We start from the raw sequence: 25,006 nt of genomic DNA, 5'->3' as shown, positions 1-25,006 counted from the left end.
AGCGGTCCTTGGGTGACGTCTAGAGTCAAGCCATGACTGAAGCCGAAACCGGACTGTTGGCCCCGCCCGACGGTGACCCCACTGCATCGCTGATCAAGCTCCTGGACCTCGGCGAACTGGAAGGTGCCCGGACAGACGAGGACATTTTTTTGGGCCCCTCGCAGCAGCAGCCCCACCATCGGGTGTTCGGCGGGCAGGTCCTGGCACAGTCCCTTGTGGCATCCATCCGCACCGTTGATCCGGACCGTTTCGTCCACTCCATGCACGGCTACTTCCTCCGTCCGGGTGACGCCAACAAGCCCATTACATTTGGCGTGCAGCGGCTGCGCGACGGGCGGTCATTTTCTGCACGCCGGGTCCACGCCTACCAGGACGGCGTGCCGATCCTGTCCATGATCGCTTCCTTCCAGGGGGACGACGAAGGCATTGAGCACGCCTCCACCATGCCGGCGGGGATTCCGGATCCGGAGTCGCTTCCGAGCACGGCGGACCTGCTGGGCAAGTTCGACCACCCGGTGGCACGGCACTGGGCCTTCGAACGGCCGTTCGACATCCGGCACGTCGATCCGCCGCTGTATGTATCGGCAAAGGGACCCAGGGAGCCGCGCAACGCGGTGTGGATGAAGACGTTCGGGCCGATGCCGGACGACACCAACCTGCACCGCGCAGCCCTGGCGTATGCGAGCGACTACACGCTGCTGGAGTCGATCCTGCGCCGGCACGGGCTGAGCTGGATCACGCCGGGCATGAATGTCGCGAGCCTGGACCATGCGATGTGGTGGCACCGGCCGGCACGGGTGGACGAATGGCTGCTGTACGTCCAGGAGTCGCCCAGCGCGCAGGGCGCCCGTGGCCTGGCTGCGGGCAAGATCTTCAACCGGGAGGGCGAGCACGTGGCGTCCGTGGCCCAGGAGGGCATGATCCGCGTGCCGACGGACTTCAAGAACAAGGTGGTGGGCGCCTTCCAGTCCAAGGTGGTGGAGCACCAGATCCGAAAGGCATCCCGGGACTAGCCGGCGCTGGCCTGGCCGGGGCAAGGGAGAGGCCGGCGTCCGCGTGTGGTTTACACGTGGACGCCGGCCTTCCGTATGCCTGCTGGTGTCAGTCGCGGGTCAGGCGGCGGTGCGTAACGCGGTGCGGCTTGGCAGCATCCGGTCCCAGGCGGTCGACCTTGTTCTCTTCGTAGGACTCGAAGTTGCCCTCGAACCAGTACCACTTGGAGGGGTTTTCCTCGTCGCCTTCGTAGGCCAGGATGTGGGTGGCCACCCGGTCAAGGAACCAGCGGTCGTGCGACACGACAACGGCGCAGCCAGGGAATTCGAGCAGCGCGTTTTCCAGGCTGCTCAGGGTTTCGACGTCGAGGTCGTTGGTGGGTTCGTCGAGGAGCAGGAGGTTGCCGCCCTGCTTGAGGGTGAGGGCAAGGTTGAGGCGGTTGCGCTCACCACCGGAGAGCACACCCGCCTTCTTCTGCTGGTCCGGGCCCTTGAAGCCGAAGGCGGCAACATAGGCGCGCGAAGGCATTTCGACATTGCCCACCTGGATGAAGTCCAGTCCATCCGACACAACTTCCCACAGGGTCTTGTTGGGGTCAATGCCGCCGCGGCTCTGGTCAGCGTACGAGATCTTGACCGAGTCGCCGATCTTGAGTTCTCCGCCGTCCAGGGGCTCCAGGCCCACGATGGTCTTGAACAGGGTGGACTTGCCCACACCGTTGGGACCGATCACGCCGACGATGCCGTTGCGCGGGAGGCTGAAGGACAGCCCGTCAATCAGCACGCGGTCATCGAAGCCCTTCTGGAGGTTCTTGGCCTCCAGGACCAGGCCGCCCAGGCGCGGTCCCGGCGGGATCTGGATCTCTTCGAAGTCGAGCTTGCGGGTGCGGTCCGCCTCGGCGGCCATTTCCTCGTAGCGGGCCAGACGGGCCTTCGACTTGGTCTGGCGGCCCTTGGCGTTGGAGCGGACCCACTCCAGCTCCTCCGCAAGGCGCTTGGCCTGCTTGGCGTCCTTCTTCCCCTGGATTTCGAGGCGCGCACGCTTCTTTTCCAGGTACGTGGAGTAGTTGCCCTCGTACGGGTACAGGTGGCCGCGGTCCACCTCGGCGATCCATTCGGCCACGTGGTCCAGGAAGTACCGGTCGTGGGTGACCGCGAGGACAGCGCCTGCGTAGGTGGACAGGTGCTGTTCGAGCCACAGCACGCTTTCGGCGTCCAGGTGGTTGGTGGGTTCGTCGAGGAGCAGCAGGTCCGGCTTCTGCAGGAGCAGCTTGCACAGGGCCACGCGGCGCCGTTCACCACCGGAGAGGTTGGTCACGTCCGCATCCGCGGGCGGGCAGCGGAGGGCGTCCATGGCCTGTTCCAGCTGCGAGTCGAGGTCCCAGGCATCGGCGGCGTCGATGGCCTCCTGCAACTGGCCCATCTCTTCCAGGAGTGCGTCGTAGTCAGCGTCCGGGCTGGCCATTTCTTCGGAGATCTCGTTGAAGCGCTGGATCTTGCCGTAAATCTCGCCGACGCCTTCCTGGACGTTGCCCAGGACGGTCTTTTCCTCGTTCAGCGGGGGTTCCTGGAGCAGGATCCCGACGCTGTAGCCGGGGCTGAGCCGGGCCTCGCCGTTCGAGGGCGTGTCCAGTCCGGCCATGATCTTCAGGATGGTGGACTTACCGGCACCGTTCGGGCCCACGACGCCGATCTTGGCGCCCGGGAAGAAGGACATGCTTACGTCATCGAGAATGAGTTTTTCGCCAACGGCTTTGCGGGCCTTGGTCATTGTGTAGATAAATTCCGCCATGGTTCCAAATCTAGTGGGTTGGCGGTCATATCTCACATTCCGAACCTGCCGCTCAGGAACCCACGAAACACTTGCCGCTGGCCAGGACAGGCATCACGGTGACCGTCACGGCCCCTTCGCGGACCTGGCCGATCACGCAGTCCTTCCCCTGACGCACAGCGGCCTCGATCGACTCCGCCGCCAGGCCGGTGGGCGTGGTGCTTTCCGACACCTCAAGCGAGCGCGTATCAATGCCTGCCCCGGTGAGGGCATCACGGACCTGCGCCGTGGACGGTTTGGGCGCACCCGCGGCGAGCCTGCCCAGGACGTCGCTCACTTTGGTGCGTAATCCTGCAGCGGCAGCGGCCTTTCCAGTGGGGCCGGCCGTTGCAGTCCCTGTGGGTTCAGCGGCGGGAACCGTGATTTCCGCTCCCGGCGTACCGGCCTGGGCAGATGCCGAAGCCGCCGGCGAGCTGCCCGTGACCCGAGGATCCTGAGCGGCCCCGCTGCAGCCGGTGAGCACCAGGAGCGATGCCATGAACGCTGTCCCTGCCACCATTGCTGCCCTGCGGGGCCTTCCCCTCCTGCCACGCAGCAGGTGAAGGCCGGAAACACCCGGTGCAGGGTGGGCCGCACCGGGTGTCCGGCGGTCAGGCGATGTGGGCATGCTGTCATTGTGCCACGATGCCATGGCCGCTCGGCGGGCACCGGGTCATGGCAGCGCGGGCTCAGGCCGGCGCCGCCGTAAGCTCACCCGTGTTCGTGTCCAGCGACGAGAAGGCTCCGTCGCGTTCCTCGACTGTCAGTGTTTCGACGTCAAATTCACCCGGGTCTCCGCCGTTTCCTTCAACCCCGTCAAAGGCTTGGTCGGAGACCGGGGCTGAACCGGCGTCGTCCGTTCCTTCCTGGTCCACGAGCGAAAGAACGGGCCTGGTGGCGTTGCGGATGTAGTTGGCCGAGCCCCACTGCAGATCGTGGCCCACCGCGTCCGCGTCGATCTCGGTGGAGTGGTAGGTCCGGCCGTCCCGTTCCCAGCTGCGCAGCTTCAGCTTGCCGATCACAATGACGGGCTGGCCCTTGCGCACGCTGCAGGCCAGGTTCCCGGCAAGCTGGCGGTACCCCTGAACGTTGAACCAGTTCGTCTGCCCGTCCGCCCACGTGCCCGTCTCTTTGATGAAGCGGCGGGTAGTGGAGGCCAACCGGAAAGAGGCCGTGGGCACTCCCCCGGTGGTGGTGGAAGTCTTGACGTCCGTGGCCACGAAGCCACGGACCGTAATGAAGTCGCTCATCTCTTCGTCCTGTCTCAGATGGTGATGCCCGTTAGCAGGCACCACCAGCATGTCTCCGTGCGGGCGCCCGAAGGAGGGATGCCTTTGGCTATGTGCATAACCCGCCGGGTTCCGGCGGGTGTGGAGGACTGGTGTCCAAAGGTACAGCGGCTGATTCCCGCAGCACGCGGGGCAATGTAAACTTCTTGAGGCGCCCGGACTCAGCGTCCAGGGGTGCCCCGCCTCAGTAGCTCAGGGGATAGAGCAGCGGCCTTCTAATCCGCCGGTCGGGGGTTCGATTCCCTCCTGGGGCACCGTGTGATGTGGCGGGACATCCTTTACGGATTTGTCGGAACATCATTGACACCCCCGGTCTTCGGACCGGGGGTGTTTTGTTGTCCGGCCCCTTCCAAAGTCCGTCCTGTTTTCGACGCGCATCTTCATGGGCGCTGCGCATGTCCCCTGACGCACGCCATATATGGGCGTCGCCGGCGAGGATGCGCCTCGACCACAATTTTGCGCGTCGAAACCCGACGGCGCAGGACCAGGATCCGGGCGGTCAAGGCTTTCGGGCGCACTACATGGGCTGCTGTTCGGGTGGCGGGACCGGGATTCGACGGCCTTCAGGCCGGCATCGCGGTGACGGCGGGAACGAAGACTTCATGCTTCGACATCGCCCATCGTGCAGTTCACCGGAAAGCACCCCGGCCTTTGGACCGGGGTGCTTCGTTTTGCGCTTGCAGGCGGCCGGAACGGCTGGTGCGGCTGGTCAGATCACCGGGCGTTCAACGACGGGATCCCCGGTCTTGCGGAACAGGGTCCGTGTGCGGGGGTCCCAGAAGATCAGGTACAGGCCGAACAGCAGGCCCGTCAGCGCCGCAGCCACCCGCGCGAGGGCCAGCGCGATGCCGAGGTCCTCGGTCTGCAGGTACGGGAATACTTCCAGCTGGTCCGAGATGGCGTAGATCATGAAGAACGACACGACGAAGTAGAGCGCCTTGACCTGCCAGTCGTTGCGGATGCCGGTGACGGCGAACAGCGGAATGAGCCACACGACGTACCAGGCCTGGATGATTGGTGCCAGCACCACCACCGCGGCGAGTGCCAGGGTCAGCCGCCGCATCAGCCGGTCATGGTCGCCCCTGAAGATCTGCCAGGCAATGATGCCGAGGGCAAGGATCTTTCCGGCGCTGAATACCAGCCCGGAGAAGACGTCGTACTCCAGCCCAAACGCCCTTGCCAGCGAGCCCACCACCATGCCGGCCAGCCCCACGGGGGCGTACCAGATGGCGAGGCTGCCGGGCGCCGAAAGCCCGTTGATCCAGCCGAAGCCAAAGCCGTTGACCAGCGCCATCAGCACCAGAAGGCCCAGGCTCAGGGCGGCAGTCAGGCCCCAGAACCAGAACTTCCGCAGCCAGCCTGCTTCCTTGCCGGCCCACATCAGGCCAATGAAAGGCAGGAAGATGATCGTAATGGGCTTAACCGCAATGGACAGCGTGACCAGGACGATGCCCCGCACCACGCGCCGGGTGGCGGAGTAGTAAAGGCCCGCCAACGCCAGGCCGATCATCAGCGCATCGTTGTGCACGCTGGCGATGAAGTTGGTCAGGAAGAGCGGATTCGCAGCGGTCAGCCACAGGGCCCGGTGCGGGTTCACGCCATGCAGTTCCGCCAGCCGCGGCACATAGATGATGCAGAGCACCACACCCAACAGGGCAACCAGGCGGAACAGCATGATGCTGGCCTCCGGCTGGACGTTGGTCACCCACACCACGAACTGCTCGATCCACAGGAAAAGCTGGCCGTACGGGACGGGCGCCTCAGTCCACATCTTGTCAGCACCCAGCTGGAAATAGTTTGACAGCGCGGAGATCCCGTTTTCGTACGGGTTGAAGCCTTCCACCATCAGCCGGCCCTGGCCGATGTAGGCGTACACGTCCCGGCTGAACAGCGGGACGCTGAACATCATCGGAAGCCCCCAGGCCGCGACGGCCGCCAGCGTCGCCTTCCGCGCCGCAGGCCCCCATACGCGCACCTTCTGCCCCAGGCGCAGCCATGCCCGTACCAGCAGCATCCCGCCGGCGGCGAGCAGGATGATGGAGAGGGCCACCCCCAACGCTTCGGCGCGCATCCAGATGAACAGAGGCATCCGGCGCAGTTCGGAGACGGGTGCGAGCCAACCGACCCCAAGGGATCCGACCAGCATGAACATGGAACCCGCGAAGCCGGCGATCAGCGGCGAACGGGCACTGTCCATTTCGGCGCCCTCCGCAGGGACGGCCGCGTCAGCGGCCAGCTCTCCCGTCCCGGGCACAGGCGCCGTCATCTCAGGGTCGTCCAATCTTCTTGCGCGAAGAGGTGGTGTCTTGCGCGCAGCGGCCGGGCGCGGCGTCCCTCGTGGACCGCCGCGGCAGGTGGAACATGCGGCGGAATCATCCGCCGCGCGTCCCAAAATCCTAGCATCGGCGGTCCGCCGGGAGGTGTAAAGGTAGGCTGGTCGGGTGCCTATAACTAACGAACGAATCGTCTGGATCGACTGCGAAATGACCGGCCTGGACATCAAGAATGACGCCCTGATCGAGGTGGCCGCCCTGGTCACGGATTCGGAATTGAACATCCTGGGTGACGGCGTGGACGTTGTCATCAAGCCGGAAGACGCCGCCGTAGCGCAGATGGGCGATTTCGTCAGGGATATGCACACCAAGTCCGGCCTCCTGAAGGAACTGCCTCACGGCAAGACCATGGCGGAAGCGGAGGCACTCGTCATGGAGTACATCGCCGAGTGGGTGCCGGACCCCCGCAAGGCCCCGCTCGGCGGCAACTCGGTGGGAACGGACCGGGTATTCCTGTCCCGGGACATGCCGGCTGTGGTTGAGCACCTGCACTACCGGGTCATCGACGTCAGCACCATCAAGGAACTCTCGCGCCGCTGGTTCGCGCGCGCCTACTTCCAGTCACCTGCTAAGAAGGGCGGCCACCGCGCCCTGGGAGACATCAAGGATTCCATCGACGAGCTCCGGTACTACCGCGAGGCCGTCTTCGTTCCCGCGCCGGGCCCGGACAGCGCCACTGCCCAGCAGATCGCGCGCCGCATCACAGCGGGCGACCCGGAACTGCCGCAGGGGTAATCTGCGCCACGTTTCTACGAATTTTCGGGGAAAACGGGAAAAGTGGCCAAAACAGCACTCAACAGCAGGTAAGCTATTTGAGTTGCCTTTACAGAGGGCCGGGAAGCCGGCCGTTATGCGGGCACATGGTGGGCGTAGCTCAGTTGGCAGAGCGCCTGGTTGTGGTCCAGGAGGTCGCGGGTTCAACCCCCGTCGCTCACCCTCACGGGAGGCCGTACCGGATATCCGGTGCGGCCTCCTTTTTTGCGTAGCCCCCTGTACCGATTACCGGCCGTAGCGCGAAGGACGGACGCCATGACAGTTCTGCCGATCACTATCTGGGGAGAGCCCGTTCTCCACCGCCGGGCAGCCGAAGTTGAAGTGTTCGACGACGGGCTCCGCAGCCTCATCGCGGACATGTTCGAGACCAACGACGCCGCGAACGGCGTAGGCCTCGCCGCCCCCCAGATCGGCGTGGGTAAGCGGATCTTCGTCTACAAATACGCCAACGACGACGGCGTTCCCCCCACGGGCGTAGTGGTGAACCCCGTGCTGACGCTCTCCAAGATCTCCGGGGCGCTTCCTGATCCGGATGACGAGGAAGAGGGCTGCCTCTCCTTCCCGGGCGGCCACTACCCGCTGAAGCGGGCGGAGTGGGCGCGCGTGGAAGGATTCGACGGCTATGGCGAGCCGGTCCGGTTCGAAGCCACGGGCTGGTTTGCGCGGGTTATCCAGCACGAATACGACCATCTCGATGGCAAGCTCTATGTCAACCGGCTGATCGACCGCTACGCGCGAAAGGCGATGAAGCAGGCGAAGAAGAGCGGCTGGGGTGTTCCGGGGCTGACCTGGATGCCCGGCGTGGACCCGGACCCCTTCGGCCACTAGGTTCCACCGGCCTCACCGTGCGCGAATAGTCCCCTGGCCGGGGCAGGTTGCCAGAACCCTCTGCATGGCTTCCTTCTCGGCCGGGGTAACCCAGAGGCCGTAGGCGGCTTTGACCGATACCTGCCGGGCCACATAGTGGCAGCGGAACGCCTTGTTCCTGGGCAGCCAGGTTGCAGCGTCACCGGCCCCCTTTTGCTGGTTGGCGGCACCGTCCGCGGCCACCAGATTCACGGGATCGTTGGCAAAGTTCTGGCGTTGCCCTGCTGTAAGCTGCTGGGCGCCTTTCTGCCACGCATCCGACAGTGCCACCACATGGTCAATCTGAACTTCGCGGCTGGTGTCTGCGCCACGGCGGAAGTCGATGGTTTTCGCCGTATACGGATCCTGGAAGCGGCCAGCCGACACCCGGCACCCGGAACGTTCCATGAACTCAAGCTCTGCCAGGTCGCGCCGCAGGATGTCGTTGCGGGTATCGCAGCCGTTCCGGTCCGCGTCCAGCCATGCCTGGCCGAATGCTTCCCGCTGGTAGTTGGCCGCAGGGGCGCGTCCCTTGACCGGAAGCCCCTCGAGAACTGAAAGCGCGCTGGCGTCCGGCACCGGACGGACGGGCGCCACGGGCTTCATCCAAACGGGGTCGAACACGGGAGCTTCGGCGGGGCCGGCGCCCGTAGGCTCCGCCAATGCGAACTGGCCGTCGGTAAAAAACCACGCCAGTGCTGCCAGCGCCGAGACGACAGCCAGGGCCAGCAGTGCCCAGGCCTGACGGGAACGGCGGCGGGCACGGCGGTAGGCGGTCCAGCTGACGCTCATGGCGTCACCGCATTGCGATATACATCCTGCACCCGAAGAGCCTAGGGCACCGGTGCTCCCGCTCCGCAGATTTCCACAGTGTGGAGGACGAGTGAAGCGTCACATGGGACCGGTGGCCGCTACTGCTCGCGCATCACGCGACGCAAGTCTTCCTCGGCGATCGCCAGCAGGCCCTCAAGCTGGCGCACCCGCTCGTTGCCGACGTCGCCTGTTGCATGGGCTGCCCGCGCACCTTCGAGGAGGCGCACCGCTTCCTTGTGGTTGGCCTTGGCCACGTCAAGGGCATGTTCGAGGGTGGTTTCGTGCTGGACTGCCGTTTCCTTAGTCATGCCACCAGTGTGATCCGGTTTCCCGGCTGATTCCAGAGGATCAGGCGGGAAACCGGACGACCGTTGCTAGACCGAGATCGCTGCCAGCGCCGCAGCCGACTCCCTGGCCGGGAATGACGGCGGGTTGACCCCGGCCATTTCCTCCATGACCCGGACCACCTGGCAGCTGTAGCCGAACTCGTTGTCGTACCACACGTAGAGGACAAGGTTCTTGTCGTTGGAGATCGTGGCCAGCCCGTCCACGATGCCCGCACGCCGGGAACCGACGAAGTCCGTGGACACTACTTCCGGGGAGTCGATGTAGTCGATCTGCTTGCGCAGGTCCGAGTGCAGGGACATTTCGCGGAGGAAGTCGTTGACCTCGTCCTTGGTGGTGCCGTTCTCCAGGCTCAGGTTCAGGATGGCCAGGGAGACGTCCGGCGTGGGGACGCGGATGGAGCTGCCGGTCAGCTTGCCCAGGAGCTCGGGCAGCGCCTTCGCCACAGCCTTCGCGGCCCCGGTCTCGGTAATGACCATGTTCAGCGCGGCGGAGCGGCCGCGGCGGTCGCCCTTGTGGAAGTTGTCGATCAGGTTCTGGTCGTTGGTGAAGGAGTGCACAGTTTCCACGTGGCCGTGGACCACGCCGAACTTGTCATTGATGGCCTTCAGGACCGGGGTGATGGCGTTGGTGGTGCAGGACGCGGCGGAGACGATCCGGTCTGAGTCCAGGATGTCACCGTGATTGATGCCATGGACGATGTTCTTCAGCTCGCCCTTGCCCGGCGCCGTGAGCAGGACGCGGGCAACGCCCTTGCTCTGCAGGTGCTGGGACAGGCCTTCGCTGTCGCGCCAGCGGCCGGTGTTGTCCACTACCAGGGCGTCCTTGATGCCATACGCCGTGTAGTCGATGGTGGCGGGATCGTTCGAGTAGATGACCTGGATCTGGACGCCGTTGGCCGTGATGGTGTTGGCATCCTCGTCGATCCGGATGGTTCCTTCGAACGAGCCGTGGACGGAGTCGCGGCGCAGCAGGCTTGCGCGCTTGGAAAGGTCGTTGTCCGATCCGCGGCGCACCACGATGGCGCGCAGGCGAAGGCCGTGGCCGCCCCCGGCCTTCTCAACGAGGAGGCGGGCCAGGAGGCGCCCGATACGGCCGAAGCCGTAGAGCACGACGTCCGTGCTGGTGCGGTCGTCGCCGCCGCGCTTGCCCACAATCTCTGCCAGCTCGGCGCGGAGGAACTCCTCAAGGGTGGCACCGGCGCCTTCGTCCTTGAACTTCTGGTTCAGCCGGGCGATGTCAATGGCCGCCGCGCCCAGTTCCATGCCGGCGAGCGCGTTCAGCAGCGGGGCGGTCTCCTCCAGGCGCAGTTCGTCCTTGCTCATCCGGCGTGCGAAGCGGTGCGCCTTGAGGATGTTCATGGTGGACTTGTTGATCAGGCTCCGGCCGTGGATGCTCGTGACCACGTTGTTTTCGCGGTAAAGCCGCCCGATGACCGGGATCATGGCTTCGGCAAGGGCCTCCCGGCCCATCCACGTATCAAGACAAGAATCTGACGTCTGGCTCACAGAAATACCTTCCTCGGTTCAGCCGCATACGTCTTCGTACGCGGATGTCGGCCACCGGATGATGTCCAGGGGCACCGTGGCCTGCCGGGTTCGGCCCGCAGGCGCATGGGTCGCTGCAAAGAAAAACCGCCGGCTGCGAACGCAGCTCCGGCGGGAGAACTTCTACGTCCGGAATCCATTCTAGGTTGGCCGCCGCGCGCCGGGAGGCTCCGGACGCGTGAAATCACTCACACGCGTACAGGGGTTCAGTTGTGCATCGCCGAGTAGAGGTTGAGGCTGGCGGAGAAAACAACCCACGAAAAATAGGGCAACAGCAGCAGGCCCGCGGCTCCGCTGACTGGCCCGAAGCGGAGGATCAGGAAGGCCAGGGAGGCTGCCAGGGCAGTGATCAGGAGGAAGGCGGCCCACAAAGCGGGAGTGCCAAGGAGCGGGTACAACCCGAAGAATGCCAGCGGCCAAACGGCATTGAGTCCCAGCTGGGCACAGTAACCGGCCAGGGTGCTGCCGCGCAGGGCTCCCCGGCGCCAGACCAGCCAGGCGGCTATGGCGACCCCGGCGTAAAGGAGCATCCACATGGAACGGAACAGCCAGCCCGGCGGCATCCAGGGGGCCTGGGCTGAGGCGGCGAACCAGCTGCCGGCGGACCGGATGGGAACAGCGGCCAGGAACCATGTGGCGGCAGACAACGCGATGAACCCGGCGAGCGCGGGCAGGTCACGGGCCCGGCGGGGCGCGGGGGAAGTATCAGCAGGCACGGTTCAGATCCCCAACAGCGTTCCAGGTCAATCGACAGCGATCCAGGTCAAGCAAAAGCATGTGGATGGGACAGCCGATACGCCGGGTTCTGTACTCCCCCGCTGTTACCGGCGAAGGAGCGACGGCCATCCATCTACGGGTACCGTTGCCGGCACCCTCCAGCGGCCTACCCGGACACTCGGGCGGGCAGCCCTCAAACGTGTCCTGTCTGGCCTTGCTCCGGGTGGGGTTTACCTAGCCTTCCCGGTCACCCGGGAAGCTGGTGGTCTCTTACACCACCGTTTCACCCTTACCTGCGCTTGCCGTCCGGGGACGGCAAGGCGGGCGGTCTGTTCTCTGTGGCACTGGCCTGCGGGTTACCCCGAGTGGGCGTTACCCACCACCCTGCCCTGTGGAGCCCGGACGTTCCTCGAGCCACTTGCGTGACGCGCGGCCGCCTGGCTGTCCCATCCGCGTCCAGTCTACCGGCGCCTGTGCCTCTCCTGCCGCCGGTAGGATCGGACGGTGCTGATTCTGCTTCCCCCCTCTGAAGGCAAGACGCCGGCCGCCCGGGGCGCCGCGCTCGACTGGGACTCTCTCGCTTTCCCGGCCCTGAACGCCAGGCGGGCCGAAGTCCTCGAGGCACTGGGCACGGTCAGTGCGCACGAGGATGCCCTCGCCCTGCTGGGCGTGGGGGCATCCCTCCGCGACGACGTCGTACGCAATACACGGCTGCACGCCGAACCCGCGGCGCCGGCGCACCGGATCTATTCCGGCGTCCTCTACGACGCGCTGGGGTACGAAAGCATGAGTGCCGCCCAGCGGCGAAAGGCGGACGACGCCGTACTGGTCATTTCCGCGCTCTGGGGCGCCATCCGCTTCTGTGACAGCGTTCCCGCCTACCGGCTGTCAATGGGGACGGCACTGCCCGACGTCGGTCGCCTCGCCCCCTTCTGGAAGCCGCACCTGGCCGCTGCCCTCGCCCCGGTGGCGGAGGGGCAGCTGCTGGTCGATTGCCGCTCCAGCACCTACGCGGCCGCCTGGGCGCCGCCGCCGGAGCGGACCGCCGCCGTCAATGTCTTCACCGAAACCGGCGGGGTCCGCAAGGTGGTGAGCCACTTTGCCAAGCACACCCGCGGCGAACTGGCGCGGCATCTGCTGACCCGTCGGGGCAAGGCTCCCGCAACACCCCAGGCCCTCCTGAAGGCGGCGCAGGAAAAGTGGACGGCGGAACTGGTGCCCGGAACGGCCCGCAGGCCGCATGCACTGAATATCATCCTGCCGGGCTGAGAACAGCAGGGCCGGTCAGGCCCATTCTTCGGAGCGGACCAGAATGGCCCCCGAGTCCGGGCAGAACACGATGTCCTCCGGAGCTGCGGCTTTGATGTCCGCAAGGTCCCCGGGGCTGAGTTTCATGCCGGAGGCTTCCGAGGTGCCATGGAACAGCCGGGCTGCCCCCACCCCGCGCCTGGCAAGGGTTTTTTCATAGACCGCCAGCAGCGGGGCATCCAGGGTCCGGGCGAAGGAGGCGCGCCGGCCCTTGACCTCCGCCGCTTCTGCGTCGACCGCGGCCAGTTGCTGGTCGAGCTCGCTTCGGATCGAGCCGAAGGAGCCCTGGATGTCGTCCACGATCTGCTGCTGGGCGGCCTGCTTTTCGCGCAGGGTGTCCAGACGTTCCAGGACTTCCAGCTCCACGTCCTCCAGGTCCGAGCGCCGCTTGTTGAGCGAGGCGATGTCCTTCTGGAGGGCCACCAGGTCCTTGGACAGCCCGGTGCCGCTGTTGAGCCGGGCTTCATCCCGGTTGATCCGTGAGGTGACCTGTTCGACGTCGGCTTCCGCACGCTTGAGCTCGGCTTCAGCGTCATGGACGGCCACCTTGGCCGCGCCGAGTTCGCCGTTGGCCACACCCAGCGCCGCTTCGAGGTCCTTGATCCGCGGGTCCGTCTCCAGGGCGCGCCGGCGGTTGGCGAGCGCGGTGAGCTTGGCGTCCAGTCCCTGCAGTTCGAGCAACTTCAACTGTTCTGCCGGTGCTGCCTTGGCCACTTTTACCTCCGCTTAATCCCTACCGGCCGGAGCCGGGCACCGAACCGGCGCTTCCTAGACTCTAGCTGCTGGCCTGCTTCCCCGCCCGGCTTAGCCGGGAGTGAGGATGAAGTCCCACGGGTCGCTGTTGGTGGTGCTGACCCGGATTTCAACGTCGTGGCCCTGGTCGCTGAGCACGTTTCCGAGCGCCGATGCGGCCGCCGGCAGCCACAGCCATTCGCTGGCGAAATGCGAGACATCCACCAGGTAGGGCCGGCCATTGAGGGCCGCTTCCCGCGCTTCCGAGGCAGGATGGTGCCGCAGGTCTGCGGTGACGTAGACGTCCGCGCTGCTCGCCCTGACCTCGTTGAACAGCGAGTCCCCGGCACCGCCGCACACTGCGATCCGCCGAACCAGGCCGTCTTTGTCGCCGGAAACGCGCACTCCGCCGGCCACCGACGGCAGGATGCCGAACACGCGGGCAGCGAAATCGCCAAGGCTCATGGCATCCGGCAGTTCGCCCACGCGGCCGATGCCCTCTTCCGGCAGTCCGTTGGCCGACGTCGCCAGCGGGGCGACGTCCTGGAGCCCCAGCGCATCCGCCAGGACATCGGAAACGCCACCGACGGCGGAATCGCCATTCGTGTGTACCGTCAGCAACGCGGTGCCCGACTCGATCAGGCGGTGGACGGCCCGCCCCTTGGGGGTGGTGGCGGCGACAGTGGTGACGCCCTTCAGCAGGAGCGGGTGATGAGTGATCAGGAGCTCGGCACCCCACTCCACGGCCTCCTCGATCACCTCAAGCGTGGGGTCCACGGCGAACATGACCCGCGAAACCGGTGCGGCCGGATGCCCGGCTACCAGACCCACCTCGTCCCAGTTCTCCGCCAGCGACTCGGGCCACAGCTCCTCCACCGCCAGGAGCAACTCGGCCAGGGTCGGAACGGTTTCGGAAGCCGCTGCCGCCGAACCGGAGCCACCGGGCCCGGCCAAGGGGGCATCGCCGTCGTGGGTCTCTGGTCCGGTAACGTCGGTGTCCTCAGGTTCCATAGTCTTATTTCTACCCCATCGTTTGGTCCGGCCGGCAGGAGCAGGGAATCATCCGGGCCCGCCAACCATTGAAGAGATCATGAAAACTTTTGTCCTGGGCGGAGGCTGCTTCTGGTGCCTCGACGCCGTCTACCAGAAGACCAGGGGTGTCACCTCCGTGGTTTCCGGCTACACCGGCGGCCATGATCCCGAGCCTGACTACTACTCTGTGTGCAGCGGCACCACCGGGCATGCCGAAGTGGTCGCGGTGACTTTTGATGAGGAAGTCATCCCCGCCGACGTTGTCCTGGACATGTTCTTCGCGCTGCACGACCCCACCACACTGAACCGCCAGGGATACGACGTGGGCACGCAGTACCGGTCGTCGATGTTCTATGAGACAACGGAAGAGAAGATCCTGTTCGAGGAGGCCATCGAACGCAACCAGGCGCTGTGGGCGGACCCGATCGTGACCGAAGTCAGCCGGCTGCCGCGGTTCCACGTGGCCGAGGAATTCCACCAAAACTACTACGCCCGGTACCCGGAACAGGGCTACTGCCAGGTGATCATCAATCCCAAGCTCGCCAAGGCCCGGAAATATTACTCTGCATGGCTTAACGCTTAGCCAGCCTTGGGCGGCCTCGTTAGGCTGACCTCAGTATCCACCCCTCAAAGATAGGCGTATGTACATGGCACGGATCTATGACGATGTAACCCAGCTGGTTGGCGGAACTCCGCTGGTCAGGCTGAACCGGCTCAGCGAGGGGCTGGACGCCACCGTCGCTGTCAAGCTCGAGTTCTACAACCCGGCCAACAGCGTCAAGGACCGCATCGGCGTGGCCATCATCGACGCAGCGGAAAAGTCCGGCGCCCTGAAGCCCGGCGGCACCATCGTCGAAGGAACCTCCGGCAACACGGGCATCGCCCTGGCCATGGTGGGGGCTGCCCGGGGTTACAAAGTCATCCTCACGATGCCCGAGACCATGTCCACCGAGCGCCGCGTCATGCTGCGCGCCTTCGGTGCCGAGATCGTCCTGACCCCCGGATCCGAGGGCATGCGCGGCGCGGTGGAAAAGGCCCAGGAAATCGTGGCCAACACTGAGAACTCCATCTGGGCACAGCAGTTCGCCAACGAGGCCAACCCCCGGATCCACCGCGACACCACGGCCGAGGAAGTCTGGGCTGACACCGACGGCGGGGTTGACATCTTCGTCTCCGGCGTGGGCACCGGCGGAACCATCACCGGCGTCGGCCAGGTCCTGAAGGAACGCAAGCCCGGCGTGCAGATCGTGGCCGTGGAGCCCAAGGACTCCCCCATCCTCAACGGCGGGGCACCCGGACCGCACAAGATCCAGGGCCTCGGCGCAAACTTCATCCCCGAACTGCTGGACACCAGCGTTTACGACGAGGTCCTGGACGCCAGCCTGGAGGATTCCGTCCGCGTTGCCCGCGAACTTGGCGTCAAGGAAGGCATCCTGGGCGGCATCTCCTCCGGCGCCATCGTCTGGGGTGCGCTTGAGCTGGCCAAGCGCCCGGAAAACAAGGGAAAGCTGATCGTCGCCGTGGTCTGCGACTTCGGAGAGCGTTACATTTCCACGGTCCTCTACGACGACATCCGCGGCTGATCAGTCGCACTCCCCCTGTTTCCTGTAGAAAGGACTTTGTGGGCTTTTTCGCAAGACTGAAGGAAGACCTCGACGCCGCCCGGTCACACGACCCGGCGGCGCGGGGTTCTTTCGAGAACTTTTTCGCCTATTCGGGCCTCCACGCCATCTGGATCCACCGGCTGACGCACCGGATGTGGCAGAGCCCTGGCCTGCGGTTCCCCGCGCGCCTGCTCTCCCAGCTGGGCCGGTTCCTGACCGGCATCGAGATCCACCCAGGCGCAACGATCGGCCGGAGGTTCTTCATCGACCACGGAATGGGTGTGGTCATCGGCGAAACCGCGGAAATCGGCGAGGACGTCATGATTTACCACGGAGTGACCCTGGGCGGCCGCTCGCTGGCACGGATCAAGCGGCACCCCACCATCGGCGACCGTGTCACCATCGGCGCAGGCGCGAAGATCCTTGGCCCCATCACCATCGGGCGGGACAGCGCCGTGGGTGCCAACGCCGTAGTGGTCAAGGACGCACCGCCGGAGTCGATCGTCACCGGCGTTCCCGCCAGGTGGCGCCATCGGGACGCCCAGCGGGAAACCAAACCCGCCGTGGACCCGGCCGAATACGACATCGAATACCGGATCTGACACTTCAAGCCGAAAGGCGGGCAGCTCCCCCGGATCCCCGGGAGGCTGCCCGCCTTTCGCGTTGCTGCTGAAACTCGTGGGCGCCGAGCCTAGTGGGTGTCCACGGCTTCAACCTCGGACTTGTCCTCGCCCCACAGCGTGTGGAACGTTCCCTCGGCGTCCACGCGTCCGTAGGTGTGTGCACCGAACAGGTCGCGCTGACCCTGGATCAGGGCCGCTGCGACGCGCTTGCGGCGCAGGCCGTCGTAGTAGGCCAGCGAGGAGGAGAACACGGGCACCGGAATGCCGAGCTGGACCGCGGTGGCAACGACGCGCCGCCAGGCGGGGAGGGCGTCGGCGATGGCTTCGGTGAAGGCCGGAGCGAACAGGAGGTTGGCAGGCTTTTCCTCTGCCGCGTAGGCCTTGGTGATGTCCTTGAGGAGCTCGGCGCGGATGATGCAGCCGGCCCGCCACAGGCTGGCGATCTCGTCCAGCTTGAGGTCCCAGTTGTATTCCTTGGCGGCCGAGGTCAGCATGTCCAGGCCCTGGGCGTAGGAGACCAGCTTGGAGGCGTAGAGCGCCTGGCGGACGTCCTCGACGAACGTTTCCGGGATCTGCACCTCTGCCTCGCGGCCGGCCAGCAGTTCCTGGCCGAGCTTGCGCTGGCCTGCCTGCGAGGACAGTGCGCGGGCGAAGACGGATTCGGCGATGCCGGATACCGGCGAGCCCAGTTCCAGGGCGGAGATAACGGTCCAGCGGCCGGTTCCCTTCTGGCCGGCGGCGTCCACCACGACGTCGACGAACGGCTTTCCGGTCTTGGCGTCCACGTGGCCCAGGACCTCGGCGGAGATTTCGATCAGGAAAGAGGACAGCTCGCCCTGGTTCCATTCGGTGAAGATCTTGGCCTGCTCTGCGGGCTCGATGCCTGCGCCGGAGCGCAGCAGGTCGAAGGCTTCGCCGATGACCTGCATGTCCGCGTACTCGATGCCGTTGTGGACCATCTTCACGAAGTGTCCGGCGCCGTCGGTTCCAACCCAGGCGCAGCAGGGCTCACCGTCCACCTTGGCGGAGATCTTTTCGAGCAGCGGGCCGAGGGCCTTGTAGGACTCCCTCGAGCCGCCGGGCATGATGGACGGGCCGTTGAGGGCACCTTCCTCACCCCCGGAGACACCGACGCCCACGAAGTGGAGGTCCTTCTTGGCCAGCGCAGCCTCGCGGCGGCGGGTGTCTTCGTAGTGGGAGTTGCCGGCGTCGATGATGATGTCGCCCGGTTCCAGGAGCGGTTCCAGCTGCTCGATGACGGAGTCGACCGGCTTGCCGGCCTTGACCATGATCAGGACGCGGCGGGGCTTCTCCAGCGAATCCACCAGCTCCTGCAGGGTCTCGGTGCGGACGAAGTCACCTTCAGAGCCGTACCGCTCCAGCAGCGCGTCTGTCTTTCCCACGGAGCGGTTGTGGAGGGCTACCGTGAATCCGTTCCGGGCAAGGTTGCGCGCCAGGTTGGCACCCATCACCGCGAGGCCGGTGACACCGATGTGTGCAGACATCAAATACTCCAATTCATCTTCATGCGACGGACGGCGGCCCCGGTTCCGGGTGCACCGCTCTATCGAGGGGTCGGAATAAAGCATATATATTCCCCGGCGTGCGGAAAAGCGGTGATCGCACCGTGGAACCCTGTGTGTCGGGACCGGTTGGCGCAGCAGCGGACGCGGGTACCGTTCCCACTAGGCTTATCAGCATGACCAGCAGCCTGCACCACCGTGCCATCGAAAGCCTTGGCACCCGCATCATTTCAGGCGAGCTGGCTGCCGGCCACGTCATGCTCGCGGAGCAGTTGGAAGACGAACTGCAGGTTTCCCGGTCAGTCATCCGTGAGGCAGTCCGTGTCCTGCAGTCGCTGGGCCTGGTGGAGACGACGAAACGGGTGGGAATCCGGGTTCTGCCGTCGCACCGCTGGAACCCCTTCGACGCGCAGGTGATCAGGTGGCGGCTTGCCGGTGAGGCGCGCGGTGCCCAGCTGCGGTCCCTCGCAGAGCTGCGCGCCGCCGTCGAACCCGCTGCGGCGGAGCTGGCCGCGCAAAACGCCCCGGCCGGGCTCAGGCTGGAACTGGTGGACGCCGCCTACGCCATGCGGGAAGCCGGCCACAGCGGCGACGTGGCCCGTTTCCTTGAACTGGACATCCGGTTCCACTCACTGCTGCTTTCGGGCTCCGGGAACGAAATGTTCGCCAACCTCATGGGGCAGGTGGCCGAAACGCTGACCGGGCGCACGGTGCACGGCCTCATGCCGGAGCATCCGCACGAGGGCGCGCTGCAGTGGCACGTGGACGTTGCCGAAGCCATCAGCCGGGGGGACGCCGCGGCGGCCAGGAAAGCATCCGACCGCATCCTCCGCCGCACCATTTCCCGGATGGCCGATACCTGGACAGGCCAGCCCAGGGTCTTTGTTCCGGTGGCACCCTGAAACCGGCCGCAATGTTTTTTTGTTTCCGGAAGTTCACGGTATATTCGTTTTCAGGCCCTCCCCCGCGGCATCCCCCAATAGTCGCGGTGGAGGGCTTTCCACTGCCCCGGGGCAGCGGGACGGGTCAGGCCGCATCTGCCGCCTGTTCCCGCAGCCGCCAGCCGCCGCCCAGGCCGTCGCGCTCCAGGACCATGGTGGTCAGGGCTGAATTCCGGTTGCGGCCCAGCCTGACCTGCAGTTGGAGGACCTCCACGTCCACACCCGCTGCACCGCGCGGCATCCGGCGATGGACCTCCCACCAATTGATGCGCTCATACCACCTGACCGGCTGGGCAGCCACGTCCCATTGCCGACCGTCCCGGAGCACCGCCGTCGGAAGCCCGTCCCTGCCGGTGCGCACTATTACCTGTTCCATACGCGCAACCTACGGCAGGGGTCCGACAATGCCCGGTGCCGGTGCCCGAAACGCGAAAACCCCGCCATCACAGGCCGTTTGGCCTGCAATGACGGGGTTTCCTATGGTGGGTCCTACCGGGATCGAACCGATGACATCCACGGTGTAAACGTGGCGCTCTACCAGCTGAGCTAAAGACCCAGGATGCGGATTACCGGCGCTTCACGCCGCAACCAACGAACATAGACTGTACCCGAACAGGGGCGGCAAACGCGAATCGGCGCCGTCTGCGCCTACAGCGGCGGGAGTTCCGCGGCCAGCCATGCCAGTGCTTCGCTCACGCCGGCCTCGAGTTTGACCACGGCACGGTCGTCGCCGCGCGTGGCGCCGCGGTTAATGATGACAACGGGTTTGCCGTTCTTCGCGGCATGCCGCACGAACCGCAGGCCGCTCATCACCGTCAGGGAGGACCCGGCCACCACCAGAGCCGGCGAACCATCCACCACCGCGTACGACCGCTCTACCCGTTCCTTGGGCACGCTTTCGCCGAAGTACACAAAGTCCGGCTTCAGCGTTCCGCCGCAGGCCGGGCATACGGCAACTACGAAGCTGCTGATCAGCCTGCGGTCCTCCACGGTGGCATCCGCATCCGGGGCCATCTCCACGAGCCCGCTCCGGCCAGCCCGCTCCAGGAAGTCCGGATTCAGTTCTTCCAGGACGGTCGCCAGGAACTGCCTCGGATAAGTCCGGGCGCAGTCGAGGCACACCACCTGGTCATACCGCCCGTGCAGGTCGATGACGTTGATGCTGCCGGCTCCCTGGTGCAGGCGGTCAACGTTCTGCGTGATCAATCCGGAAACGTAGCCTCGGCGCTCCAGCTCGGCGGCAGCATAATGTCCGCGGTTGGGGTCGGCATGGCGGAGCCGGGACCAGCCGATATGGTTGCGGGCCCAATACCGTTGCCGGTTCGCGGCGCTGCGGATGAATTCCTGGTAGGTCATGGGAGACCGCGGCGGCGAATCGGGGCTGCGATAATCCGGAATCCCGGAATCCGTGCTGAGGCCGGCACCGGTCAACAGGGCAAAGGGGCTGCCTGCCAGGACCGCGGCTATGCGTTCAAGGAGGCGGACGTCTTCAGCGGAAGGAAGGGACGGGCGCGACGGCGGCATGCTGGCAAAGCCTGTCAGGCCCACCCCGTGCCGTCCGGCGGCCATGGTGCATCAGTCCCGCACCAGGGCGGCCAAAGCCGCCTTGTATTCCGCCAGGTCCCGGGCCTGACCGCGCGGGTTCACCACGCTGTAGCGGACGATGCCCGCACCGTCGATGATGAACGTCCCGCGCCGGGCCATCCCCGTTTCGAAGTCGAAGACCCCGTACTCTGACGCAACGGCGCCGTGCGGCCAGAAGTCGGCCAGCAGATCGAAGCTGTAGCCCTCCTGGGCCGCATAGGCCCGAAGGCTGAACTTGCTGTCCACCGAGACTGCCAGGACCGTCGCATTCGCGTCCTCGAACGCGGCGATGTTGTCGCGGATTTCGCAGAGTTCACCGGTGCAGATTCCGGAAAAAGCAAACGGGTAGAACACCAGCACAACGTTCTGGCCGGCAAAAGAAGACAGACGGACGGGCTCCCCGTACTGGTTGACCAGTTCAAAATCCGGTGCCTGCTGGCCGACCGCAGGAACAGTCCCGGCGGCAGCAGCAACTGCGGACGTCACTTGTTCTTCCTGCTGACAAGACGGGACGCGCTCCAGTCCTTTGAAACGCCGGCGGACGTGGTCACGTGCAGCCCGGCGGTGGGCGCGGCTTCCTGGATGTCTGCAGGGGACACGTAGCCATCGCGGCCGGACTTCGGGGTCAGGACCCAGACAACGCCGTTTTCGCTCAGGGTGGTGAGGGAATCCATCAGGCTGTCAACGAGGTCGCCGTCACCGTCGCGCCACCAGAGGATGACGGCGTCCGCCACCTCATGGTCGTCCTCATCCAGCAGCTCGGCGCCGGTGAGGTCCTCGATGTCGTCACGCAAGTCGAAGTCGACGTCGTCGTCGTAGCCGAACTCCTGAATCAGATCCCCGTTCTTGAAACCCAATTTTTCCGCCACATTTACCGAAGTGGCGGCGTCGGCCTCGCTCACGTGTTCCTCCAATGCCTCATATATGCAGTGTGCATGGTGATTTCCATTACTCCCAAGCCAACACCCTTTGGGCCCGCGCTTCAAGCTGCCGCCCCCGCCGGACGCCATATTCTGCATCACACCGTGGCCGGAAACCCGTCCCGCGGCGGCTTCTGTCACACAACCAGTATGACGGCGAAATACAAAGGCGGCGCCCGGCCCGCAGCTACGCATCGGCTTCCAGTGGCGGCTAGAGTGGCTGATGACAACTATGCCTGCCGGACGACAACCATGTGACTCCGCGCCGGCATGGGAGAGCTAGGACCCTGCCCGGCACACATGACCGGGCTGTTGTAACCGATACGTCGCATCACGGCGTATGTACGCCGGGCAGTCACCCTGCCTGGCCTGAGTGCGCCGATTCACGCGCGCAAAGAGAGGTTGGACGTGGCTGCAGGAGAAGATACCTCCCATATCCTCAGCGGGTTGACTAACCAGCTGCCTGATCGTGATCCGGAAGAGACTGCCGAATGGGTTGAGTCCCTGGATGCCCTGATCAGGGAACAGGGCACCGAACGTGCCCAATACATCATGCGGAGCCTGCTGCAGCGCGCCGGTGCGCAGAGCGTCGGGGTGCCCATGGTGACCACCACGGACTACGTGAACACCATCCCCGTGGACCAGGAAGCCGAATTCCCGGGCAATGAGGAATACGAGCGCCGCTACCGGGCCTACATGCGGTGGAACGCCGCCGTCATGGTGCACCGCTCCCAGCGCCCCAACATCGGCGTGGGCGGACACATCTCCACCTACGCCGGCGCGGCCACCCTCTACGAAGTGGGCTTCAACCACTTCTTCCGCGGGAAGGACCACCCCGGCGGCGGTGACCAGGTCTTCTTCCAGGGCCACGCCTCCCCCGGCATGTACGCCCGCGCCTTCATGGAGGGCCGGCTCTCCGAACAGGACCTGGACGGCTTCCGCCAGGAGAAGTCCCGCGAAGGACACGCCCTGTCCTCGTATCCGCACCCCCGCCTGATGCCCGACTTCTGGGAGTTCCCCACGGTGTCCATGGGCATCGGTCCCATGAACGCCATCTACCAGGCGCAGTCCAACCGCTACCTGCACAACCGCGGCCTCAAGGACACCTCGGACCAGCAGGTATGGGCGTTCCTCGGCGACGGCGAAATGGATGAGCCCGAATCGCGCGGCCTGCTCCAGCTCGCTGCCAACGAGAACCTGGACAACCTCAACTTCGTGATCAACTGCAACCTGCAACGCCTTGACGGGCCGGTCCGGGGCAACGGCAAGATCATGCAGGAACTCGAAGCCTTCTTCCGGGGTGCCGGCTGGAACGTCATCAAGGTGGTCTGGGGACGCGAGTGGGATGACCTCCTCGCCAAGGACAGCGACGGTTCACTGGTGAAGATCATGAACGAGACGCCGGACGGCGACTACCAGACCTACAAGGCAGAGTCCGGCGGGTTCGTCCGCGAGCACTTCTTCGGCAAGACCCCGCAGACCAAGGACATGGTTGCGGACCTCACCGACGACCAGATCTGGAACCTCAAGCGCGGCGGCCACGACTACCGCAAAGTGTACGCAGCCTACAAGGCAGCCACGGAGTTCAAGGGCAAGCCCACCGTCATCCTGGCGAAGACCGTCAAGGGCTACGGACTGGGTCCGCACTTCGAGGGCCGCAACGCGACCCACCAGATGAAGAAGCTCACCCTCGACGACCTGAAGAAATTCCGCGACCACCTGCGCATTCCGGTCACCGACGAGCAGCTGGAAAAGGACCCCTACCAGCCGCCATACTTCCACCCGGGCACGGACGCTCCGGAAATCAAGTACATGATGGAACGCCGGGCAGCGCTGGGCGGCTCCGTGCCGGAACGCCGTTCAAAGCACGCCGCCGTCACCCTGCCGGATGCCAAGTCCTACGAAGTGGCCAAGCGCGGCTCCGGCAAGCAGCAGGCCGCCACCACCATGGCGTTCGTCCGTCTGCTGAAGGACCTGATGCGGGACAAGGAGTTTGGCAAGCACATCGCGCCGATCATCCCGGATGAGGCGCGTACGTTCGGCATGGACGCGTTCTTCCCCACCGCGAAGATCTACAACCCCAAGGGCCAGAACTACCTGTCCGTGGACCGCGACCTGGTCCTGGCGTACAAGGAGTCGCCCGCGGGCCAGCTGATCCACCCCGGCATCAACGAGGCCGGCGCCGTGGCGGCATTCACCGCTGCAGGCACGGCCTACGCCACCCACGGCGTGCCGCTGGTTCCGGTCTACGTGTTCTACTCGATGTTCGGTTTCCAGCGCACCGGTGACGCCTTCTGGGCTGCGGCGGACCAGATGGCCCGGGGCTTCATCATCGGAGCCACGGCAGGCCGCACCACCCTGACCGGCGAGGGCCTGCAGCATGCTGACGGCCACTCCCCGCTGCTGGCGTCCACCAACCCTGCCGTGGTCACGTACGATCCCGCGTACGGCTATGAGATGGGCCACATCATCCGTGACGGCCTGGAGCGGATGTACGGTCCGGAGAGCACCGACCGGAACCTGATGTATTACCTGACGGTGTACAACGAGCCGATCACCCAGCCCGCCGAACCCGAGGAACTAGACGTGGAGGGCGTGATCAAGGGCATCTACCTGCTGGCCCCGGCCAAGATCGACGGCCCCCGCACCCAGCTGCTGGCGTCCGGCGTGTCCGTCCCCTGGGCCATTGAGGCGCAGCGGATCCTTGCCGAGGACTGGGGCGTTTCCGCGGACGTCTGGTCCGTCACGTCATGGAACGAGCTCCGCCGCGACGGACTGGCCGCCGAGGAAGAGGCGTTCCTCAACCCGGGACAGCCCGCCCGTGTGCCGTTCGTGACGCAGCAGCTGGCCGGTGCCACCGGTCCGGTGGTGGCCGTGAGCGACTATATGAAGGCCGTCCCGGACCAGATCCGCCAGTTCGTGCCGAATGAGTTCGCCACGCTCGGCGCTGACGGTTTCGGTTTCTCGGACACCCGCGCTGCGGCCCGCCGCTTCTTCAAGAACGACACCCACTCCATCGTGGTGCGTTCGCTGGAGATGCTGGCACGCCGTGGCGAGGTCGATGCCGAGGCTCCGGCCAAGGCCATCGAGAAGTACAAGCTGCACAACGTCAATGCCGGCACCACCGGCAACGCCGGAGGCGAAGCCTGACCCTGGCGCCCTGAACGCGACGTACGACGGCGGCCCCCACCTTTCGAGGTGGGGGCCGCCGTCGTTCCCGGGCAGCCCGGCCGCGGCGGCGCCGGGCTGTGGCGCAGGCCATGGCGAATTGTA

Annotated in this window: 24 protein-coding genes, 3 tRNA genes and 1 other RNA gene; 11 read left to right on the top strand and 17 right to left on the bottom strand. The window is 65.6% G+C overall.

The features are described from left to right. Positions 1–32: 32 nt before the first annotated feature. The gene (locus ACIQCN_RS02780; RefSeq protein ID WP_400603436.1) at positions 33–1,013 is read left to right on the top strand and encodes an acyl-CoA thioesterase; all 981 of its coding nucleotides are present in this window, start codon (positions 33–35) and stop codon (positions 1,011–1,013) included. 88 nt (positions 1,014–1,101) lie between these two features. Here ACIQCN_RS02780 and ettA read toward each other — a convergent pair whose 3' ends face one another. From ettA to ACIQCN_RS02765, 3 genes are all read right to left on the bottom strand, one after another. Next, a complete protein-coding gene (gene ettA, locus ACIQCN_RS02775; protein WP_400603435.1) occupies positions 1,102–2,784 on the bottom strand; it encodes an energy-dependent translational throttle protein EttA in 1,683 nt (560 codons plus the stop codon). 52 nt (positions 2,785–2,836) lie between these two features. After that, the gene (locus tag ACIQCN_RS02770) at positions 2,837–3,430 is read right to left on the bottom strand and encodes a DUF6993 domain-containing protein (RefSeq protein WP_400603434.1); all 594 of its coding nucleotides are present in this window, start codon (positions 3,428–3,430) and stop codon (positions 2,837–2,839) included. 61 nt (positions 3,431–3,491) lie between these two features. Then, on the bottom strand, positions 3,492–4,052 hold the full coding sequence (locus ACIQCN_RS02765) for a single-stranded DNA-binding protein (RefSeq protein WP_400603433.1): 561 nt from the start codon (positions 4,050–4,052) through the stop codon (positions 3,492–3,494). A 220-nt stretch (positions 4,053–4,272) separates the two neighbouring features. Here ACIQCN_RS02765 and ACIQCN_RS02760 point away from each other — a divergent pair. After that, positions 4,273–4,345 (top strand) — tRNA-Arg (locus tag ACIQCN_RS02760). A 455-nt stretch (positions 4,346–4,800) separates the two neighbouring features. On the opposite strand, the gene mptB is transcribed toward ACIQCN_RS02760, so the two are convergent. Further along, the gene (gene mptB / locus ACIQCN_RS02755) at positions 4,801–6,357 is read right to left on the bottom strand and encodes a polyprenol phosphomannose-dependent alpha 1,6 mannosyltransferase MptB (protein ID WP_400603432.1); all 1,557 of its coding nucleotides are present in this window, start codon (positions 6,355–6,357) and stop codon (positions 4,801–4,803) included. A 175-nt stretch (positions 6,358–6,532) separates the two neighbouring features. Here mptB and orn point away from each other — a divergent pair, with 175 nt between their 5' ends. The 3 genes from orn (at position 6,533) to def (ending at position 8,026) form a co-directional block, all read left to right on the top strand. Further along, positions 6,533–7,159 (top strand): oligoribonuclease, encoded by a 627-nt coding sequence (orn, locus tag ACIQCN_RS02750; protein ID WP_400603431.1) that lies wholly within the window; start codon positions 6,533–6,535, stop codon positions 7,157–7,159. 128 nt (positions 7,160–7,287) lie between these two features. Then, a tRNA-His gene (locus ACIQCN_RS02745) sits at positions 7,288–7,360 on the top strand. Positions 7,361–7,453: 93 nt separating this feature from the next. Further along, a complete protein-coding gene (def, locus tag ACIQCN_RS02740) occupies positions 7,454–8,026 on the top strand; it encodes a peptide deformylase (protein ID WP_400603430.1) in 573 nt (190 codons plus the stop codon). A 12-nt stretch (positions 8,027–8,038) separates the two neighbouring features. Here the strand turns inward: def and ACIQCN_RS02735 are convergent, their stop codons facing one another. The 5 genes from ACIQCN_RS02735 to rnpB form a co-directional block, all read right to left on the bottom strand. After that, complete coding sequence (locus tag ACIQCN_RS02735) at positions 8,039–8,836, bottom strand: HNH endonuclease family protein (RefSeq protein ID WP_400603429.1); 798 nt, start codon at positions 8,834–8,836, stop codon at positions 8,039–8,041. A 119-nt stretch (positions 8,837–8,955) separates the two neighbouring features. After that, entirely contained in the window at positions 8,956–9,165 is a 210-nt protein-coding gene (locus ACIQCN_RS02730; protein WP_400603428.1) for a hypothetical protein, read from the bottom strand. Between the two features lie 66 nt (positions 9,166–9,231). Continuing rightward, complete coding sequence (locus tag ACIQCN_RS02725) at positions 9,232–10,710, bottom strand: glyceraldehyde-3-phosphate dehydrogenase (protein ID WP_400603427.1); 1,479 nt, start codon at positions 10,708–10,710, stop codon at positions 9,232–9,234. Between the two features lie 245 nt (positions 10,711–10,955). Next, positions 10,956–11,465: a TspO/MBR family protein gene (locus ACIQCN_RS02720; protein WP_400603426.1), complete on the bottom strand. Its 510-nt coding sequence runs from the start codon at positions 11,463–11,465 to the stop codon at positions 10,956–10,958. 62 nt (positions 11,466–11,527) lie between these two features. Continuing rightward, an RNA gene (gene rnpB / locus ACIQCN_RS02715) (RNase P RNA component class A) lies at positions 11,528–11,915 on the bottom strand. Between the two features lie 55 nt (positions 11,916–11,970). Here rnpB and ACIQCN_RS02710 point away from each other — a divergent pair. Next, positions 11,971–12,735: a YaaA family protein gene (locus ACIQCN_RS02710; RefSeq protein WP_400609275.1), complete on the top strand. Its 765-nt coding sequence runs from the start codon at positions 11,971–11,973 to the stop codon at positions 12,733–12,735. A gap of 15 nt (positions 12,736–12,750) precedes the next feature. On the opposite strand, the gene ACIQCN_RS02705 is transcribed toward ACIQCN_RS02710, so the two are convergent. Further along, entirely contained in the window at positions 12,751–13,488 is a 738-nt protein-coding gene (locus ACIQCN_RS02705) for a zinc ribbon domain-containing protein (RefSeq protein ID WP_400609274.1), read from the bottom strand. 90 nt (positions 13,489–13,578) lie between these two features. Further along, positions 13,579–14,517 (bottom strand): Nif3-like dinuclear metal center hexameric protein, encoded by a 939-nt coding sequence (locus tag ACIQCN_RS02700; RefSeq protein WP_400603423.1) that lies wholly within the window; start codon positions 14,515–14,517, stop codon positions 13,579–13,581. Between the two features lie 79 nt (positions 14,518–14,596). On the opposite strand from ACIQCN_RS02700, the gene msrA reads away from it, so the two are divergent. From msrA to epsC, 3 genes are all read left to right on the top strand, one after another. Further along, positions 14,597–15,121, top strand: a complete 525-nt coding sequence (gene msrA / locus ACIQCN_RS02695) for a peptide-methionine (S)-S-oxide reductase MsrA (protein WP_400603422.1) — start codon at positions 14,597–14,599, stop codon at positions 15,119–15,121. Positions 15,122–15,185: 64 nt separating this feature from the next. Beyond that, positions 15,186–16,121, top strand: coding sequence for a cysteine synthase A (cysK, locus tag ACIQCN_RS02690; protein WP_400603421.1), 936 nt, complete (start codon positions 15,186–15,188; stop codon positions 16,119–16,121). A 38-nt stretch (positions 16,122–16,159) separates the two neighbouring features. Continuing rightward, positions 16,160–16,744 (top strand): serine O-acetyltransferase EpsC, encoded by a 585-nt coding sequence (gene epsC / locus ACIQCN_RS02685; protein WP_400603419.1) that lies wholly within the window; start codon positions 16,160–16,162, stop codon positions 16,742–16,744. A gap of 89 nt (positions 16,745–16,833) precedes the next feature. Here the strand turns inward: epsC and gndA are convergent, their stop codons facing one another. Then, positions 16,834–18,270: an NADP-dependent phosphogluconate dehydrogenase gene (gene gndA, locus ACIQCN_RS02680; RefSeq protein WP_400603418.1), complete on the bottom strand. Its 1,437-nt coding sequence runs from the start codon at positions 18,268–18,270 to the stop codon at positions 16,834–16,836. A gap of 194 nt (positions 18,271–18,464) precedes the next feature. On the opposite strand from gndA, the gene ACIQCN_RS02675 reads away from it, so the two are divergent. Then, a complete protein-coding gene (locus ACIQCN_RS02675; RefSeq protein WP_400609272.1) occupies positions 18,465–19,190 on the top strand; it encodes a FadR/GntR family transcriptional regulator in 726 nt (241 codons plus the stop codon). A gap of 124 nt (positions 19,191–19,314) precedes the next feature. Here the strand turns inward: ACIQCN_RS02675 and ACIQCN_RS02670 are convergent, their stop codons facing one another. The 5 genes from ACIQCN_RS02670 to ACIQCN_RS02650 form a co-directional block, all read right to left on the bottom strand. Then, positions 19,315–19,605, bottom strand: coding sequence for a hypothetical protein (locus tag ACIQCN_RS02670; RefSeq protein ID WP_400603416.1), 291 nt, complete (start codon positions 19,603–19,605; stop codon positions 19,315–19,317). A 104-nt stretch (positions 19,606–19,709) separates the two neighbouring features. Beyond that, a tRNA-Val gene (locus ACIQCN_RS02665) sits at positions 19,710–19,785 on the bottom strand. A 92-nt stretch (positions 19,786–19,877) separates the two neighbouring features. Further along, positions 19,878–20,798, bottom strand: a complete 921-nt coding sequence (locus ACIQCN_RS02660) for an NAD-dependent protein deacetylase (RefSeq protein ID WP_400603415.1) — start codon at positions 20,796–20,798, stop codon at positions 19,878–19,880. Between the two features lie 6 nt (positions 20,799–20,804). Continuing rightward, positions 20,805–21,299 (bottom strand): peroxiredoxin, encoded by a 495-nt coding sequence (locus ACIQCN_RS02655; protein WP_400603414.1) that lies wholly within the window; start codon positions 21,297–21,299, stop codon positions 20,805–20,807. After that, the gene (locus tag ACIQCN_RS02650) at positions 21,296–21,715 is read right to left on the bottom strand and encodes a DUF3052 domain-containing protein (protein ID WP_400603413.1); all 420 of its coding nucleotides are present in this window, start codon (positions 21,713–21,715) and stop codon (positions 21,296–21,298) included. Before ACIQCN_RS02650 ends, ACIQCN_RS02655 begins: the two co-directional genes overlap by 4 nt. A gap of 426 nt (positions 21,716–22,141) precedes the next feature. Here ACIQCN_RS02650 and aceE point away from each other — a divergent pair, with 426 nt between their 5' ends. After that, on the top strand, positions 22,142–24,883 hold the full coding sequence (aceE, locus tag ACIQCN_RS02645) for a pyruvate dehydrogenase (acetyl-transferring), homodimeric type (RefSeq protein WP_400603412.1): 2,742 nt from the start codon (positions 22,142–22,144) through the stop codon (positions 24,881–24,883). Positions 24,884–25,006: the final 123 nt, after the last annotated feature.

The sequence above is a fragment of the Pseudarthrobacter sp. NPDC092424 genome, assembly GCF_044754925.1.
Classification (GTDB): Bacteria; Actinomycetota; Actinomycetes; order Actinomycetales; family Micrococcaceae; genus Arthrobacter.
Note: the sequence above shows the minus strand (reverse complement) of the source record. Positions and strands in the feature narration are given on the sequence as shown.

Coding starts and splice junctions, on each gene's coding strand:
- ACIQCN_RS02780 (WP_400603436.1), top strand. CDS start 33: ATGACTGAAGCCGAAACCGGACTGTTGGCCCCGCCCGACGGTGACCCC.
- ettA (WP_400603435.1), bottom strand. CDS start 2,784: ATGGCGGAATTTATCTACACAATGACCAAGGCCCGCAAAGCCGTTGGC.
- ACIQCN_RS02770 (WP_400603434.1), bottom strand. CDS start 3,430: ATGCCCACATCGCCTGACCGCCGGACACCCGGTGCGGCCCACCCTGCA.
- ACIQCN_RS02765 (WP_400603433.1), bottom strand. CDS start 4,052: ATGAGCGACTTCATTACGGTCCGTGGCTTCGTGGCCACGGACGTCAAG.
- mptB (WP_400603432.1), bottom strand. CDS start 6,357: ATGACGGCGCCTGTGCCCGGGACGGGAGAGCTGGCCGCTGACGCGGCC.
- def (WP_400603430.1), top strand. CDS start 7,454: ATGACAGTTCTGCCGATCACTATCTGGGGAGAGCCCGTTCTCCACCGC.
- ACIQCN_RS02735 (WP_400603429.1), bottom strand. CDS start 8,836: ATGAGCGTCAGCTGGACCGCCTACCGCCGTGCCCGCCGCCGTTCCCGT.
- ACIQCN_RS02730 (WP_400603428.1), bottom strand. CDS start 9,165: ATGACTAAGGAAACGGCAGTCCAGCACGAAACCACCCTCGAACATGCC.
- ACIQCN_RS02700 (WP_400603423.1), bottom strand. CDS start 14,517: ATGGAACCTGAGGACACCGACGTTACCGGACCAGAGACCCACGACGGC.
- msrA (WP_400603422.1), top strand. CDS start 14,597: ATGAAAACTTTTGTCCTGGGCGGAGGCTGCTTCTGGTGCCTCGACGCC.
- cysK (WP_400603421.1), top strand. CDS start 15,186: ATGGCACGGATCTATGACGATGTAACCCAGCTGGTTGGCGGAACTCCG.
- gndA (WP_400603418.1), bottom strand. CDS start 18,270: ATGTCTGCACACATCGGTGTCACCGGCCTCGCGGTGATGGGTGCCAAC.
- ACIQCN_RS02675 (WP_400609272.1), top strand. CDS start 18,465: ATGACCAGCAGCCTGCACCACCGTGCCATCGAAAGCCTTGGCACCCGC.
- ACIQCN_RS02670 (WP_400603416.1), bottom strand. CDS start 19,605: ATGGAACAGGTAATAGTGCGCACCGGCAGGGACGGGCTTCCGACGGCG.
- ACIQCN_RS02660 (WP_400603415.1), bottom strand. CDS start 20,798: ATGGCCGCCGGACGGCACGGGGTGGGCCTGACAGGCTTTGCCAGCATG.